The 14941-nt window shown below is 71.1% G+C and carries 16 protein-coding genes; 6 read left to right on the forward strand and 10 right to left on the reverse strand.

The window, feature by feature from the left end; all coding sequences use genetic code 11:
- Positions 1-28 precede the first annotated feature (28 nt).
- Positions 29-1453, reverse strand: a complete 1425-nt coding sequence (gene gndA / locus EDD27_RS14485) for an NADP-dependent phosphogluconate dehydrogenase (protein ID WP_127932903.1) — start codon at positions 1451-1453, stop codon at positions 29-31.
- Between the two features lie 704 nt (positions 1454-2157).
- Between gndA and EDD27_RS14495 the strand changes: the two genes are divergently transcribed.
- From EDD27_RS14495 to EDD27_RS14515, 5 genes are all read left to right on the forward strand, one after another.
- A complete protein-coding gene (locus EDD27_RS14495) occupies positions 2158-2802 on the forward strand; it encodes an SDR family oxidoreductase (RefSeq protein WP_127932904.1) in 645 nt (214 codons plus the stop codon).
- Positions 2789-2989 carry a hypothetical protein gene (locus tag EDD27_RS14500; protein WP_206641407.1) on the forward strand — a complete coding sequence of 67 codons (201 nt, stop codon included), beginning with the start codon at positions 2789-2791 and terminating at the stop codon, positions 2987-2989. The genes EDD27_RS14495 and EDD27_RS14500 overlap by 14 nt, the downstream gene beginning before the upstream one ends.
- Before the next feature lie 128 nt (positions 2990-3117).
- Positions 3118-5619 (forward strand): ATP-dependent Clp protease ATP-binding subunit, encoded by a 2502-nt coding sequence (locus EDD27_RS14505; RefSeq protein WP_127932905.1) that lies wholly within the window; start codon positions 3118-3120, stop codon positions 5617-5619.
- 226 nt (positions 5620-5845) lie between these two features.
- Entirely contained in the window at positions 5846-6052 is a 207-nt protein-coding gene (locus EDD27_RS14510) for a cold-shock protein (RefSeq protein WP_127932906.1), read from the forward strand.
- Positions 6053-6200: 148 nt separating this feature from the next.
- Positions 6201-6428 carry a hypothetical protein gene (locus EDD27_RS14515; RefSeq protein WP_127932907.1) on the forward strand — a complete coding sequence of 76 codons (228 nt, stop codon included), beginning with the start codon at positions 6201-6203 and terminating at the stop codon, positions 6426-6428.
- A 38-nt stretch (positions 6429-6466) separates the two neighbouring features.
- On the opposite strand, the gene EDD27_RS14520 is transcribed toward EDD27_RS14515, so the two are convergent.
- The 9 genes from EDD27_RS14520 to EDD27_RS14555 all read right to left on the reverse strand — a co-directional run bounded on the left by EDD27_RS14520 (position 6467) and on the right by EDD27_RS14555 (position 13905).
- Positions 6467-6787: an STAS domain-containing protein gene (locus EDD27_RS14520; protein ID WP_127932908.1), complete on the reverse strand. Its 321-nt coding sequence runs from the start codon at positions 6785-6787 to the stop codon at positions 6467-6469.
- Between the two features lie 564 nt (positions 6788-7351).
- Positions 7352-9022 carry a phosphoenolpyruvate--protein phosphotransferase gene (gene ptsP, locus EDD27_RS14525; RefSeq protein ID WP_127932909.1) on the reverse strand — a complete coding sequence of 557 codons (1671 nt, stop codon included), beginning with the start codon at positions 9020-9022 and terminating at the stop codon, positions 7352-7354.
- Positions 9015-9296, reverse strand: coding sequence for an HPr family phosphocarrier protein (locus EDD27_RS14530; protein ID WP_127932910.1), 282 nt, complete (start codon positions 9294-9296; stop codon positions 9015-9017). The genes ptsP and EDD27_RS14530 overlap by 8 nt, the downstream gene beginning before the upstream one ends.
- Positions 9297-9308: 12 nt before the next feature.
- Entirely contained in the window at positions 9309-10313 is a 1005-nt protein-coding gene (locus EDD27_RS14535; RefSeq protein WP_127932911.1) for a zinc-dependent dehydrogenase, read from the reverse strand.
- Positions 10310-10735, reverse strand: a complete 426-nt coding sequence (locus EDD27_RS14540) for a PTS mannitol transporter subunit IIA (protein ID WP_127932912.1) — start codon at positions 10733-10735, stop codon at positions 10310-10312. The genes EDD27_RS14535 and EDD27_RS14540 overlap by 4 nt, the downstream gene beginning before the upstream one ends.
- Entirely contained in the window at positions 10728-11027 is a 300-nt protein-coding gene (locus EDD27_RS55480) for a PTS lactose transporter subunit IIB (RefSeq protein WP_127932208.1), read from the reverse strand. Before EDD27_RS55480 ends, EDD27_RS14540 begins: the two co-directional genes overlap by 8 nt.
- 3 nt (positions 11028-11030) lie before the next feature.
- Positions 11031-12131, reverse strand: coding sequence for a mannitol-specific PTS transporter subunit IIC (mtlA, locus tag EDD27_RS14545; RefSeq protein WP_127932207.1), 1101 nt, complete (start codon positions 12129-12131; stop codon positions 11031-11033).
- Positions 12132-12184: 53 nt separating this feature from the next.
- Positions 12185-13147, reverse strand: a complete 963-nt coding sequence (gene pfkB / locus EDD27_RS14550; RefSeq protein WP_127932913.1) for a 1-phosphofructokinase — start codon at positions 13145-13147, stop codon at positions 12185-12187.
- Entirely contained in the window at positions 13144-13905 is a 762-nt protein-coding gene (locus tag EDD27_RS14555; RefSeq protein WP_127932914.1) for a DeoR/GlpR family DNA-binding transcription regulator, read from the reverse strand. Before EDD27_RS14555 ends, pfkB begins: the two co-directional genes overlap by 4 nt.
- 95 nt (positions 13906-14000) lie before the next feature.
- Between EDD27_RS14555 and EDD27_RS14560 the strand changes: the two genes are divergently transcribed.
- Positions 14001-14849, forward strand: coding sequence for a D-alanyl-D-alanine carboxypeptidase family protein (locus tag EDD27_RS14560; RefSeq protein WP_127932915.1), 849 nt, complete (start codon positions 14001-14003; stop codon positions 14847-14849).
- Positions 14850-14941: the final 92 nt, after the last annotated feature.

The raw sequence follows: 14941 nt of genomic DNA on the forward strand, positions 1-14941 counted from the left end.
TCCGGTCGGAGCGGGCCGCGCCGTGAGTCTAGGCCGGGCGTTCGGCGCGGTCGCCGGACCAGTCCGTGTGGAAGGAGCCCTCCTTGTCCACCCGCCGGTAGGTGTGCGCGCCGAAGAAGTCGCGCAACCCCTGCACCAGCGCCGCGGGCAGCCGGTCGCGCCGCAGCCCGTCGTAGTACGCCAGCGCCGACGAGAACCCCGGCGTGGGCACGCCGATCTGCACCGCCGTGGTGACCACGCGCCGCCACGCGTCCTGCGCCGCGTCCAGCGCCGCCGCGAACGTCGGGTCCACCAGCAGCGTCGGCAGGCCCGGGTCGGCGTCGTACGCGGCTCGGATCCGGTCCAGGAACTTCGCCCTGATGATGCAGCCGCCACGCCAGATGGTGGCCATCGCGCCCAGGTCCAGATCCCAGCCGTACTCCTTGGAGGCGGCCGCCATCTGGTCGAAGCCCTGCGCGTACGCGACGATCTTGGACGCGTACAGCGCCTGCCGCACGTCCTCGATGAGCTCCCGCCCGCCGACCCCGGACAACTTCGGCCCCGCCAGCGACGCGGCCGCGGCCCGCTGCTCCGGGTGCCCGGACAGCGCCCGCGCGAACGTCGCCTCAGCGATGCCCGTCACCGGGACCCCGAGGTCGAGCGCGCTCTGCACGGTCCAGCGGCCGGTGCCCTTCTGCTCGGCCTGATCCACCACGACGTCCACGAACGGCTTGCCCGTCTCGGCGTCCACCTGCTCGAGCACCTCGGCGGTGATCTCGATCAGGTACGAGTCCAGGTCGCCCCGGTTCCACTCCCTGAACACCTCGGCCAGCTCGGCCGGGGTCGCGCCCAGGGCCTGGCGCAGCAGGTCGTACGACTCGGCGATGAGCTGCATGTCCGAGTACTCGATGCCGTTGTGCACCATCTTCACGAAGTGCCCGGCGCCGTCCGGCCCGACGTGCACCGAGCACGGCACCCCGTCCACCTTGGCCGAGATGTCCTGCAGGATCGGCCCGAGCGCCTCCCACGACTCCTTCGACCCGCCCGGCATGATGCTGGGCCCGAGCAGAGCGCCCTCCTCGCCGCCGGAGATGCCGGTGCCGACGAAGTGGATGCCCCGCTCGCGCAGCGCGGCCTCGCGCCGCCTGGTGTCCTCGAAGTGCGCGTTGCCGCCGTCGACGATCATGTCGCCCGGCTCCATCAGGTCGGCGAGCTGGTCGATCACCGCGTCGGTGCCCGCGCCCGCCTTGACCATGATGACCGCCCGCCGCGGCCGCTTCAGCGAGGCCACGAAGCCGGCGAGGTCTTCCGACGGCACGAACGTGCCCTCCCCGCCGAACTCCTTGACCAGCTGCTGGGTACGGCCGTACGTCCGGTTGTGCACGGCCACCGCGTAGCCGTGCCTGGCGAGGTTGCGTGCCAGGTTGCGCCCCATGGTGGCCAGGCCGGTGACGCCGATGTCTGCCAAGTCCATTGTCAAAGCTCCTCTATGGGGAATACGCATGGTCCAGCCCGGGAGTTCGGCGGGATATTCCGTGTCGGTCGAACCGCACGCCGATTTCGTCGAGCCTGTTCAGCATGTCCGCCGGATCGGCGTACACCCTTAAGGCCCCCGCACGTTCGAACTCGTCCCTCCCGTACCCACCGCTGGTCGCGGATCACGGGGACTTCGTCGCAACAGTTGCCCTCCGTAAAGAGCGCCGGCCCGGCGGGCGGCGAGCAGGTCCCAGACGTTGTCGCCCACCACCATGGCATGCCGCGGATCCACGCGCACCAGGGCGGCGCCCGTGCGAGCGTACCCACTGGTCGCGATCGCCCCGGCACGCCCCGCGCGCCGAGCTCGGACAGCAGCTCGGCCGCGCCGGGCAGCGGCTTGACGGAATGGACCTGCCGCTCGTACGCCTCCATGTGCATGGTCTGCAACTGGTCGATCTGCTCCCGCGTCAGCTCAGCCCGGTCTCACGCAGCAATGCGCTGACGAACAACCCGCCGCTCATCCCGATCCACCGGTGGATGCGCCACACCGACAGGTCGATCCCCATGCCGGCCAACGCCTGCCGCCAGGCGATGACGTGCTGGTAGACGCTGTCGATCAGAGTGCACGTCGAGGCCGAAGAGAAAAGCGGGCGCCGGAGCCTGCGGCAAGTCGCTCATGGGTTCCATGACACCATGAGAGCCATGCGGATCATCATCGCGGGAGGACACGGGAAGATCGCGCTGCGCCTGGCGGAGCGCCTGAAATCCGGCGCGGTCGGCCTGGTGCGCAACCCGGCCCACGTCGCCGACGTCGAGGCCACCGGAGCCGAGGCCGTGGTGTGCGACCTGGAGAAGGCGAGCCTGGACGAGGTGACGGAGATCGTACGCGGCGCCGACGCCGTCGTGTTCGCGGCGGGGGCGGGACCCGGCAGCGGCGCGGCACGCAAGGACACCGTGGACCGGGCCGCGTCCGTGCTGCTCGCCGACGCGGCCGAACGGGCGGGCGTTCGCCGCTTCATCCAGATCTCCTCCATGGGCGCGGGCAAGCCGCCGGCGCCCGGCCGGGACGAGGTGTGGGCCGCCTACATCGACGCCAAGACCGCCGCCGAGGACGACCTGCGCCGCCGCGACGGCCTGGCCTGGACGATCCTCCGTCCCGGCCGCCTGACCGACGAGCCGGGCACCGGCCTGGTCCGGCTGGCGCCCGAGGTGCCACCGGGCGCGGTGCCGCGCGACGACGTGGCCGCCGTGATCATGGCGCTGCTCGACAACCCGGGCACGGCCGGCCAGACCCTGGAACTCGTCTCCGGCGAGACTCCCATCCGCACCCTCGTTGCCGCAGAGTGAGACTCGTGCCGGGCCGCGCACCATGGAGCACCTGGAGAGCCGGCTCACCGCCGCCGACGTGCGGCTGAGCGACGACGTGCTCGACCGGATCGACGAGATCGTCGCCCCCGGAGTCACGCTCGACCCGGCCGACGCGGGCCGGCAGCCGCCCCAGCTGTCCGACGCGAATCTGCGCCGGCGCCCCTGACCGGATGCCGCCCCAGCCGGCCGACGTGAGCCTGCGCCGGCGCCCCTGACCGGATACTTGCCTGCCGCTGGCTATCGCTTGCGGTCCGCGCGGCTAAGTGTGCCCTGGAGGGTAGAGGGGGCACTTCGATGGCGGACATGCCGTTCAGGTCGTTTTTCGGCGGGGACCCGTTCAGAGGGTTCGAGGAGCTCACGGGCCGGGTGTTCGGCGGGATGGAGGGCTGGCCGCCGACCCGGCCCAGTGTGCAGCGCGTGGACGTGGGCAAGCTGCTCAGCGCCTCGGCCAGAGAGGTGCTGCGCCGCGCGCTGGAGGCGGCCGGGCAGCGCGGCGCGCCGGACCTCGACGTGCTCGACCTGCTCGACGCGCTGATCGACGACGCCGCCGCCCAGGGCATGATGCGTACGGCGGGGGTGGACCTGGGCCGCCTGCGTGACCGCATCGACGAGATGGCGGGCCCCGGCCAGCCCGCCGAGCCGCCCATGACCCTCACGCCCGCCGCCAAACGCGCCATCCTGGACGCCCAGCGCATCTCCCGCGCCCTGCAGTCCTCCTACATCGGCCCCGAGCACCTGCTGCTCGCGCTGGCCGCCAACCCGGACTCCAGCGTCGCCCGCCTCCTGCAGCAGCAGGGTGTCTCGGCGAACGAGCTGCAGCAGGCCATCATGGCGGGCCCGGCCCGCCGGGGCGACGGCCGCCGGGCGACGACGAACACGCCGGCGCTGGACGAGTTCGGCCGGGATCTCACGGAGGAGGCCAGGCAGGGCAGGCTCGACCCGGTCGTCGGCCGCGAGGACGAGATCGAGCAGTCGATCGAGGTGCTGTCGCGCCGCACCAAGAACAACCCGTGCCTCATCGGCGAGCCCGGTGTCGGCAAGACCGCCATCGTCGAGGGCATCGCCCAGCGCATCGTCAACGGCAGCGTCCCCGACACGCTCAAGGACCGCCGCGTGGTCGCCCTCGACCTGACCGGCATGGTGGCCGGGACGAAATACCGCGGCGAGTTCGAAGAACGCATCAAGAAGGTCATCGACGAGGTGCGCGAGCACGCCGACGAGATCATCGTCTTCATCGACGAGGTGCACAACCTGGTCGGCGCCGGCTCCGCCGAGGGCGGCATGGACGCGGCCAACATCCTCAAGCCCGCCCTGGCCCGCGGCGAACTGCATGTCATCGCCGCCACCACGATCGACGAGTACCGCAAGAACATCGAGAAGGACGCCGCGCTCGAACGCCGCTTCCAGCCGCTCCTGGTCGCCGAGCCGACCGTCGAGGAGACCGTCGAGATCCTGGCGGGACTGCGGGACGCGTACGAGGCCCACCACCAGGTCCGCATCACCGACGAGGCGCTCGACGCCGCCGCGAGCCTGTCGGCCCGCTACATCTCCGACCGTTTCCTGCCCGACAAGGCCATCGACCTGATGGACCAGGCCGCGGCCAGGGTGCGGCTGCGCTCGCGCACGCCCGGCAGCGACGTGCGGGAGCTGGAGGAACGCCTGGACTCGCTGCGCCGCGACAAGGACCAGGCCGTCGCCGCCGACGACTTCGACCGGGCCAAGGACCTGACCAGGGAGATCGACAAGATCCGGCCCGAGCTGCAGCGCGCCAGGCAGGGCAGGGACACCGTGCCGCAGGTCATGGTGGAGGACATCGCCGAGGTCGTCTCCCGCCGTACCGGCATCCCCGTCACCCAGCTCACCGAGCAGGAACGCGACCGCCTCATGCGGCTCGAAGAGCACCTGCACCAGCGCGTCATCGGCCAGGACGAGGCCGTGACCGCGATCGCGGAGGCGGTACGCAGGGCGCGGGCGGGACTGTCCGACCCCAACCGGCCCATCGGCAGCTTCCTGTTCCTCGGCCCGACGGGCGTCGGCAAGACGGAGCTGGCCAGGGCGCTCGCCGAGGCCCTGTTCGGCGGCGAGGACCACATGGTGCGCATCGACATGAGCGAGTTCCAGGAACGGCACACGGTCTCGCGCCTCATCGGCGCGCCGCCCGGATACGTCGGGTACGAGGAGGCGGGCCAGCTCACCGAGGCCGTACGCCGCCGCCCGCACGGCGTGATCCTCCTCGACGAGGTCGAGAAGGCCCACCCGGACGTCATGAACATCCTGCTGCAGATGCTCGACGACGGCCGCCTCACCGACGGTCAGGGCCGCACGGTCGACTTCACCAACACGATCGTCATCATGACCAGCAACATCGGCGCCCCGCTCATCCTGGAGTCCACCGCCGACCCGGCACAGCTCGAGAACCAGCTCATGGACCTGCTGCGCCGCTCCCTGCGGCCCGAACTGCTCAACCGCATCGACGAGACGATCGTCTTCAAGCGGCTGGAACGCGAGCAACTGCGTCAGATCGTGGACCTGATGCTGGAGAAGACCCGGCAGCGGCTGCGCGGCCAGGACGTCGCGCTGGAGGTCTCGGACGCGGCCAAGGACTGGCTGGCGCAGCGCGGCTACCAGCCGGAGTTCGGGGCCCGGCCGCTGCGCCGCACGGTGCAGCGGGAGCTGGACAACCGGCTGTCCACGATGTTGCTGACCGGCGAGGTGGCCGAGGGCGGCAGGGTGACGGTCGACGTCGAGAACGACAACCTCCAGCTCAGGGCGTACAACCCCGAACCCGCCACCTGACCGAGACGCTGTCGCTCGCGACAGCCCGCCAAGGCGCGGTGGACCGGATGGGTGTGCTAGACTGCAAGCAGTTGTAGTTGTGGTACCCATAAGACTTTGTGCGCGCCCGACAGAAGATCTTCGGGCGCGTTTTTGTTTTCCGGTCATCTCCGGATGGGCTCATCGCAGCGACACGGCAATTCGCACGGTGCGAATTGCGTTTCCTGCACATCTCAAGGAGATCGACATGGCAACCGGAACCGTCAAGTGGTTCAACGCCGAAAAGGGCTTCGGCTTCATCGCACAGGACAACGGCGGACCCGACGTCTTCGCGCACTACTCCAACATCGTCGCCAGCGGCGGCTACCGCGAGCTGCACGAGGGCCAGAAGGTGTCCTTCGACGTCGTCCAAGGTCAGAAGGGTCTGCAGGCGGAGAACATCGTCCCCGCCTGACCTGACACGGGTCATGGATCCGGTCCCGCACCACAGCGGGATCGGGTCCTTGCCATGCCCGGCACCGTCATGCGAGCGGAGGCCGCGGGCGACGTCAGTTTCTTGCCAACGGTCGATTTATTCGCTGGCAGGCCGCATACTGGAATCAATGAGACATCAAGCCGCGGCCCGGCGACGCCTGCCTGGAAGTCCCTTCAACGTTGCGGAGCCCCCACCACCGCCCATTGAGCAGTTCGCCGTGCGCGACCAAGTCAGCCACGACAAATACGGCCTCGGCCGAGTGATCGCAGTCGAGCAAAATGTTGCCGTTCTGATTGATTTCGGTGCGGAGACGCGCCGCATCAACGCGCCGTATACCAAGCTTGTCAAACTGTGACGATGACCGCGCTCGTCGCGGGAGTGTGCGGTCGGCGGTCAGGCCGCCACTCGCAGACTTCGGTCCAGGCCGGTGAGATGCAGGAGCCGGGACATGTACGGGCGCGGGGCGGTCAGCGCAAGGGCGATCCCTTGCGCGCGAGCGCGGCGCTGGATGCCGACGAGCACGGCCAGCCCGCCGGCGTCGCAGAAGCTCACCTGTGACAAGTCGAGGATGAGCAGGTTGCTGCTGTGGCGCAACACGTTCAGGAGTTGCCGGCGCAGCGCCGCAGTGGTGAAGAGGTCGATCTCGCCGCTGAGGTGAATCGTGGTGGGGGCCGATGTCCCGGTCCCACCGAGCGGGCGGGTGTCACTGATCATGAACGTCTCCCATCGGAGAAAGCCGGATTGAGACGCCTGCCGGCCAGAGCCCGGCCCGCCGCACTGGAAGGCGGTATCGGCCTTGACACGCCAGTGCTCGACGGCGAGAGGTGAAGGGGGACGGTTGGCGTCATGGGTGCCTGTCCGGGCCCCGCGAAGGGCCGAAGCCATGTTTCGCCGTGGGCGACGCCGACCTGAATGTCAACGCACGAAATGTCCTCGGTATTTAGAGTATACCTCATACCCGAAGGCCATGTTTTGGAATTGTCAAATTCCAGAGATATTCGCCGACGCGATTTCCGGAAAACCCGCACAATGAGCTGTGCTCAGGAACACCCGGATTCGAGCTCCGAGGCACGCACCTGCGCTGGCGGCTGAGGCGGCGCACGATGAACGTCCCCGCCGGTGGGTGTGGGCCGCCGGCCGGACCCGCGGACCTGATAGGCGGCGCTCCCATCACACGCTTGGGCGATGCCCTGACGGTCGGCGCCGCGCTTCACTTCCGGAATGGGGGATTCGGAGGACCGGCAGGTAAACCTCTTTTCTTCCTTCAAACCAGTGGCCTTAGGAGAGGGCCGCGCGGGCGCGTTCCCGGCATTCCTGCAGGGTGAGCGCCGCAAGGGCTTCCCGGACTGCGGGAACGCACACCGGGGCCATGGACAGGCTCGTCACGCCGAGCCCCACCAGCAGGGGAGCGAGCAGCGGGTCGCCCGCCGCCTCGCCGCACACGCCGACCGGCTTGCCCGCCTCCCGCCCCGCCTCAGCGCACATCGCGATCAGCTCCAGGAGGGCCGGCTGGCGCGGGTCGAGCAGGTCGGCCAGGGTGGAGTGCTGACGGTCGGCGGCGAAGGTGTACTGGGCCAGGTCGTTGGTGCCGATGCTGAGGAAGTCCACCTCTTGCAGCAGCCGCCGCGCCCGCAGGGCCGCCGCCGGCACCTCCACCATCACCCCGACCCTGGCGATGCCCTTGGCGCGGGCGCGGCGGGCGAAACCGGACGCCTCGCCCATCGTGGTGACCATGGGCGCCATCACCCACGCCTGCGTGCCGGTGGCCTTGGCGGCCTCGGCGATCGCGTCCAGCTGGGTCTCCAGTACGGCGGGCAGCAGGCGGTCGACCCGCAGGCCACGGACGCCCAGAGCCGGGTTCGGCTCCTCCGGCAGGCCCAGGAAGGGCAGCGGCTTGTCGGTGCCGGCGTCCAGCGTGCGGACGATGACCGTCTCGGCCTGCGTGAACACCTCGGCGTAGGCCGCTACCTGCTCCTCGAACGTGGGCGCCTGCTTGCGGTCCAGGAACAGGAACTCCGTGCGGAACAGCCCGACGCCCTCCGCATCCGGACGCAGGTCCGCGGCCGAGCCGATGTTGAGCAGCAGCTTCACCGGGTGGCCGTCGGCGGTCCTGCCGGGGCCGTGGCTCGCCGCCAGCCGGGCCTTCTCCGCGCGGTCGCGCTCCCTGACCTCGGCCGCCTCCTCGGCGGTGAGGCCGACGGCGATCTCGCCGGTCATGCCGTCCACGCCGACGACGGTGCCGTCGGGGACGCCGGCGATCTCGGGGCAGGCCACCACCGCGGGCAGGCCCCGGCCGCGGGCCAGGATGGCGGTGTGGCTCGTCGGACCGCCCCGGGCGGTGATCAGCGCGAGCACGTCGTCGCCCAGGCCGGCGGTGTCGGCGGGGGAGAGGTCTTCGGCCACCAGCACGTACGGGTGGCCGGGGGAGGGGAGCCCCGGCATGGGCAGGTCGAGCGCGAACGCCACCGCGCGGTGCTTGAGATCGTCCAGATCGGCGGCCCGCTCCGCGAGGTAGCCGCCGAGCGCCGCCAAGGCGTCCCGATGCCGGGTGAAGGCCGCGTCCAGGGCGTGCGCGGCGTCGAGGCCGTCCCTCGCCCGTCCCTCGGCTTCCTCCCGTAACATCGGGTCGTCGGCGATCATGGCGAGTGCCTCGAGGATCTCGGCCGCCTCGCCGTGAGCGGCGGTGGCGCGCTGGGCGAGGTCGGCGGCGACCGCCCCCAGCGCCTTGACGACCGCGGCGGCCTCGGCGCCGGGGTCGGCGACCGTACGGGGAGCGGGCAGCCGCGGCGGAGCGGCCATCCGGATCACGGGGCCGGCCGCCCGCCCCTGACTGACCCCGAGCCCGGTGATCCGCCCAGCGGCACCGGTCCAGGGGCCGCCGGTAGGCAAGGTGTCAGGACGGATGCCGTCGGCGGGCGAGGGGCCGTCGGTGGGGGTGGTGTCAGGCATCGAGGGCCTCTTCCGCATCCAGGTCGCGCGAGAGCAGCGACACCAGCGCGTCCAGCGCCTCCTCGGCCCCCGGCCCGTCCGCCTCCAGCGTCACCTCCGTTCCCTGGACGGCGCCCAGCGACAGCACACCCAGCATGCTCTTCGCCGGCACGGCCTTCTCGCCGAGCCGCACCGTCACCGGCACCCCCAGCCGCACCGCCTCCTGGACGAACAGCTTGGCGGGCCGGGCGTGCAGGCCGCTGGCCGAGGCCACGGCGACCGTTCGTTGTGCCATCACAGCGCCTCCCTACGGTTCTATCGTGACCTTGATGGCCGCGCCCCTGCTGACGAGGTCGATCCCGTCGAGGACCTGGGACAGCGGCAGCCGGTGAGTGATCAGGTCGGACACCACGACGGCCCCCTCCGCCACCAGCCGCAGCGCCGAGGCGTTGTGGGCGGGGCTGGAGCCGTTCGCGCCGATGATCGTCAGCTCCCGATAGTGCACCAGGTTGGAGTCCAGCGCGATGATCGGGTCGTCCTTGGGCAGGCCGCCGAAGAAGCTGACCCGGCCCTGCCGGGCCGCCATCCGCACCGCCTGCTCCTGCGCGGCCCCCGACGCCGCCGCCGTGATCACCACGTCGGCGCCTCGCCCGCCGGTCAGCTTCAGCACCTGCTCGACGGGGTCGGCGTCGATGGCGGCGTCCGGGCGTACCAGCTCGGCGGCCATCGCCAGGCGCTGCGCGTTGACGTCCACGAGGAACACCCGGGCGGCGCCGCGCGCCCGCGCGAGGCGTACGTGCAGGCAGCCGATCGGGCCCGCGCCCATCACCACCACGTCGTCGCCCGCGCCGACGCCCGCCAGCTCCTGCCCGTTCAGCACGCAGGCCAGGGGCTCGGCGACGGACGCCTCGGCGTACCCGACGCCGGAAGGGATGGCGTTGACGCCGTCAACGGCCAGCACCTTCGCCGGGACGATCATGTACTCGGCGAAGCCGCCGTCGTAGTGGTAGCCCATCGACTCCTGGTTCGGGCAGACCGTCTGCCGGCCGCGCAGGCACTCGCCGCACGTCCCGCACGGGATCGCGGCGATCACCTGTACCCGTGCGCCCGTGTCCACGACCTCGCCGGCGATCTCGTGGCCCATCACCCGCGGGGGCCTGATGTGGTGGTGCCCGAACTTGTAGATCTTGGCGTCCGTGCCGCAGGTCGAGCAGTTGCGTACCCGGATCTTCAGCTCGCCCGGCCCGGCCACGGGTTCGGGCGCGTCCTCGATCCTGATGTCGCCCGGGGCGTGGAATCTGGCGACTTTCATGTCAGCTCCTTGATCACCTGCGAGACCTCGGTGGCCTCGCGGAGCGCCTTGGCGCGGTCGGGGTCGAGCAGGATCTCGGCCAGCGCCGCCAGCAGGGGCACGTGGCCGCCCTGCCTGGCGGCGATGCCGACGCACAGCGTGACCTGCTCGCCGTCCCAGTCCACGCCGCCGGGGAAGCGTACGACGCAGATGGCGTCCCGCTCGATGTCCTCCTTGGAGGCGGCGGTCCCGTGCGGGATGGCGACGCCCTCGCCGACGTAGGTGGAGATCGACCGCTCCCGTTCGAGCATCGCCTCGACGTACGGCTCGGTGACCGCCCCCACCTCGACCAGCACCCGGCCGCAGAGGCGGATGGCCGCGTCGCGGTCGGGAGCGCTCTCGTGCAGCCGCACCGCCCGCGGGTCGAGCAGGTCGTCACGCATCGACGGTGCCGCCGTTCTTGATGGTGTTCACCAGCCTGGTCACCGCCGGGTCCCCGAGGAAGATCTGGAACGGCACCAGCACCTTCCCCGGAGCGGAGGCCCTGGCGCGGGCGGCCAGCCCGGCGTGGCAGAGCACCACGTCGGCGTCGTCCGGGATGGAGTTGACCGGGGTGTGCTCCACGGTGACGCCGCTGTCCTTGAGCTGCTTGCGCAGCTGGGAGGCGAGCATCACGCTGCTGCCCATCCCGGCGTCGCAGGCGACGATGATCTTGCGGATGTCCTTGGCGTCCATGGCTTACGCCTCCTTGGTGGCGGGTTCGGTGCTGGAAACTTCCTCATCGGCGGCCTTCTCGCCCCTGCCGAAGCCGAGCAGGACGGCGGCGACGGCGAAGGACACGGCTGTGGCCACGAGGATGCCGAGGCTGGAGCCCAGCCAGCCGCCCTTCGGGGTGACCGCGATGTAGGCGAAGATGCTGCCGGGCGACGGGGTGGCGACCAGGCCCGCCCCGGTGATCATGAACGTGAACACCCCGGCCGCGCCGCCCGCGATGACGGCGGCGATGAGGCGCGGCTTCATGAGCACGTACGGGAAGTAGATCTCGTGGATGCCGCCGAAGAAGTGGATGATCATCGCGGGGGGTGTGCTCGGCCGCAGCTCGCGCGGCCCGAACAGCATGTACGCCAGCAGCAGCCCGAGACCGGGGCCCGGGTTCGACTCCAGCATGAACAGGATCGACTTGCCCTGCTCGGCCGCCTGGGCGACGCCGAGCGGGCTGAGCACGCCGTGGTTGATGGCGTTGTTGAGGAACAGCACCTTGGCCGGCTCGATGAGCACGGACGCCACGGGCAGCAGGTTGTTGGTGATCAGCCACTCGACGGCGTTGCCCGCGGCCGTGGTGACCGCCTGCACGATGGGCCCGATGCCGAGGAATCCGACGATCGCCATCGCGCCGCCCACGATGCCGGCGGAGAAGTTGTCCACCAGCATCTCGAAACCGGCCTTGGTCCGCGCCTCGGTGAACTTGTCCACATATTTCAGGATCAAGGCGGTGAGCGGGCCGATGATCATGGCGCCGAGGAACATCGGGGCCTCGGTGCCCACCACGACGCCCATCACCGCCACCGCGCCGACGACGGCCCCGCGCTGCCCGTGCACCATCCGGCCGCCGGTATAGGCGATGAGGACCGGCAGCAGGGTCGAGATGATCGGGCCGACCATCTTCGCGAGGTCCTCGTTCGGCAGCCAGCCAGTCGGGATGAACAGCGCCGTGATCAGGCCCCAGGCGATGAACGCGCCGATGTTCGGCATGATCATGCCGGCCAGGTGGCCGCCGATGCGCTGGATGGTGGCCTTGACGCCGGTTCCGGTGACCGGAGGTGTGTAAGTGTCGGCCATGGGACTTGCTCCTTCGGGGGGTTGAGCAGTGGATCAGCCGGCGTCGCCGGGAGTTACGGGAGAGGAGCGGGTGCGGGCGGGGTGGAGGTGAGCAGGCGGACCGGGTCGGGCGGGCCGACTGCGACGCCGGCCGGATCGATGTCGTCGGGGCCGGGCATGCGGCTGCCAGGCAGGCGTACGGCGGCGGCGCCCCAGGTTAACCCCTGTGCCAGCGCGTCGGGCCCGTGCCCGCCGGCCGCCAGGAACCCGGCCAGCATGGCGTCGCCCGCGCCGACGGAGCTGCGGGGCTCGGTCACCGGCGCCTCGCCGTACCAGATGCCGGAGTCCTCGACCAGCACCGCGCCGTCGGCGCCGAGGCTGGCCAGGACCGTGCGCGCGCCTGCCGCCCGCAGCTTACCCGCGGCCTCCACCACGTCGCCCAGGCAGCGGATGGGCATGCCGGTGGCCGCCGCGAGCTCCTCCACGTTCGGCTTGACCAGGGCCGGTGCCGCGCCGAGCGCGCAGGCCAGCGCCGGTCCGCTGGTGTCGACGGCGACGAGGATGCCTGCTTCGGCGAACCTGCGGCACAGCGCGGCGTAGACGTCGGCGGGCACCTCGGGCGGCAGGCTCCCGGAGGCGACCACCCAGTCCGCCTCGTGGGCGGCGGCCAGCACCGCCTCGGCGATCGTGTCCAGCTCGCCGGGCGACAGGGCCGTGCCCGGCTCGTTGATCTTGGTGATGGTGCCGTCGGGCTCGGCGAGCGTGACGTTCGACCGGGTCGGGCCGGCCACCGGGACGGTGACCATGTCGAGCCCTTCGGCGGCGAGGAGACGGACGAGCTGCCTGCCCTCGTCCCCGCCGAACGGCACCACCGCCCTGCTCGCGACGGCGTTGGCGAGCAGGGCCCGCGAGACGTTCACGCCCTTGCCGCCCGGATCCAGGTGGGCGGCGGCGGCGCGGATGACCGCGCCCCTGTCGAGCGCGCCGATCGCGATGGTGCGGTCCAGGCTGGGGTTGAGGGTCAGGGTGAGGATCACGCCCTGATCACCTCCGGCCCCGCCGCCGCCACGTCGGCGGCGAGCGTGACGTCGAGCCCGGTGTCGCTGATCACCACGTCGATCTCGCTCAGCTCGGCGAACGTGGACAGGTAGGTGTTGGAGAACTTCGTGTGGTCGGCCAGCAGCACGCTGCGCTGCGCGGCCTTGACCATGGCCCGCTTGATCGCCGCCTCGGCCGGGTCCGGCGTGGTCAGCCCCCGGGTGGGCGAGCAGCCGTTGGTGCCCATGAACGCCACGTCCACGTTGAGGTGCGCCAGCGGGCGCAGCGCCCAGTCGTCGACCGTGGCGAGCGTCTTGCCGCGCAGCCGGCCGCCCAGCATGATCACGTGCAGATTGGGCCGGGCGGCCAGGACCGTGGCCAGCGGCGGCGAGTTCACCACGACGGTGAGCTCGCGGTCGGCGGGCAACTCCTGGACCAGCCGGCCCGTCGTGGTGCCCGCATCGATGATCACCGATCCGTCCTCGGGCAGCTCGGCCAGCGCCGCCTTGGCGATGCGCTCCTTCTCGGCCGTCATCAGCTCGTCGCGGGCGGCCAGCGCGGGCTCGAACCCCAGCCGCTCCACGGGGATCGCGCCGCCGTGCACCCGGCGCAGCACGCCCGCCCGCTCCAGCGACGTCAGGTCGCGGCGGATCGTCTCGGTGGTCACGTCGAGATCGGCGGCCAGCGTCACCACGTCGACGCGGCCCGCGGCACGCGCTCTCCGCAGGATCTCCTGCTGCCGCTCCTCCGCGTACATGATGTTGATTCACCGCCGTTTCTTGTTGGTTTCATCTGTGTTTATACCCGATTGAGTTGGAACGTCAAGGGTCTGGTAGTTATAGGCAAGTGCGCATGAAGCCCCTGGCCGCCGTGCCCCTCCTCGTCGCCACGCTCGCCGCGCCCGCCCAGGGCGCCGCGACCGCGCCGCCCCGGGTTCCGGCCGGCACCACGGCGGCATGGGTGGTGTTCGACCGGCAGGCGGGCAAGATCGTGGCCACCCGCAACGCGCATCGCGCCTACCGCTCGGCGTCCGTCATCAAGATCCTCATCGCGATCGACTACCTGGAGCGGCGCAAGAGCGTGCCCGCCGCCGACGCGAAGCTGCTGAAGATCATGCTGCGGTCCAGCGACGACGACGCGGCCTCGGCGTTCTGGGACCGGGGCGGCAAGGGGCAGATCATCGTGCGGATGGCACGCAAGCTCCGCCTGTCCGACACCGCGCCGCCGCCCGCGTCCAAGCCCGGCTTCTGGGGCTACAGCTCGCTCAGCGCGTACGACATCGTCCGGACGTTCCGCTACCTCCTGGACACCGCCGATGCCCGGGTCAGGGACACGATCCTCGGCCACCTGCGCAGGGCCACGCCGTGCGGCACCGACGGCTTCGACCAGACCTTCGGCATCCCGGACGCGCTGCCCCGGCCGTGGGCGGTCAAGCAGGGCTGGTCCGGGTTCGGCACGACGCCGCCGACCAGGTGTGACGCCAGGGCGATGAGCGCACCCATCTCATGGATCGCCCAGCGTTCCGCCGGCTCGGGCGTGCCCGACTACGGCCGTCCCGTGCTGTACACGACCGGGCTGGTGGGCAAGGGGGAGCGGTACGTCATGGCGCTGCTGACGGCCCACCCGGCGGGCAGCACGTGGAGCACCTCCGTCAAGCGCATCACCACCCTGACCAGGGACCTCTACCGCAGCATCTCCTAACCCGCGCGTCGCCACGAGCCTGTGCGCCGCGCGCCGCTCTACGGTGCGGTGGGTCCGTCCTCGGAAGGAGGGCCGGGATGAGGGGCGTGGCA

This window comes from Nonomuraea polychroma, assembly GCF_004011505.1.
Lineage (GTDB): Bacteria > Actinomycetota > Actinomycetes > Streptosporangiales > Streptosporangiaceae > Nonomuraea > Nonomuraea polychroma.

Coding starts and splice junctions, on each gene's coding strand:
- gndA (WP_127932903.1), bottom strand. CDS start 1,453: ATGGACTTGGCAGACATCGGCGTCACCGGCCTGGCCACCATGGGGCGC.
- EDD27_RS14495 (WP_127932904.1), top strand. CDS start 2,158: ATGCGGATCATCATCGCGGGAGGACACGGGAAGATCGCGCTGCGCCTG.
- EDD27_RS14505 (WP_127932905.1), top strand. CDS start 3,118: ATGGCGGACATGCCGTTCAGGTCGTTTTTCGGCGGGGACCCGTTCAGA.
- EDD27_RS14510 (WP_127932906.1), top strand. CDS start 5,846: ATGGCAACCGGAACCGTCAAGTGGTTCAACGCCGAAAAGGGCTTCGGC.
- EDD27_RS14515 (WP_127932907.1), top strand. CDS start 6,201: ATGAGACATCAAGCCGCGGCCCGGCGACGCCTGCCTGGAAGTCCCTTC.
- EDD27_RS14520 (WP_127932908.1), bottom strand. CDS start 6,787: ATGATCAGTGACACCCGCCCGCTCGGTGGGACCGGGACATCGGCCCCC.
- ptsP (WP_127932909.1), bottom strand. CDS start 9,022: ATGCCTGACACCACCCCCACCGACGGCCCCTCGCCCGCCGACGGCATC.
- EDD27_RS14530 (WP_127932910.1), bottom strand. CDS start 9,296: ATGGCACAACGAACGGTCGCCGTGGCCTCGGCCAGCGGCCTGCACGCC.
- EDD27_RS14535 (WP_127932911.1), bottom strand. CDS start 10,313: ATGAAAGTCGCCAGATTCCACGCCCCGGGCGACATCAGGATCGAGGAC.
- EDD27_RS14540 (WP_127932912.1), bottom strand. CDS start 10,735: ATGCGTGACGACCTGCTCGACCCGCGGGCGGTGCGGCTGCACGAGAGC.
- EDD27_RS55480 (WP_127932208.1), bottom strand. CDS start 11,027: ATGGACGCCAAGGACATCCGCAAGATCATCGTCGCCTGCGACGCCGGG.
- mtlA (WP_127932207.1), bottom strand. CDS start 12,131: ATGGCCGACACTTACACACCTCCGGTCACCGGAACCGGCGTCAAGGCC.
- EDD27_RS14555 (WP_127932914.1), bottom strand. CDS start 13,905: ATGTACGCGGAGGAGCGGCAGCAGGAGATCCTGCGGAGAGCGCGTGCC.
- EDD27_RS14560 (WP_127932915.1), top strand. CDS start 14,001: ATGAAGCCCCTGGCCGCCGTGCCCCTCCTCGTCGCCACGCTCGCCGCG.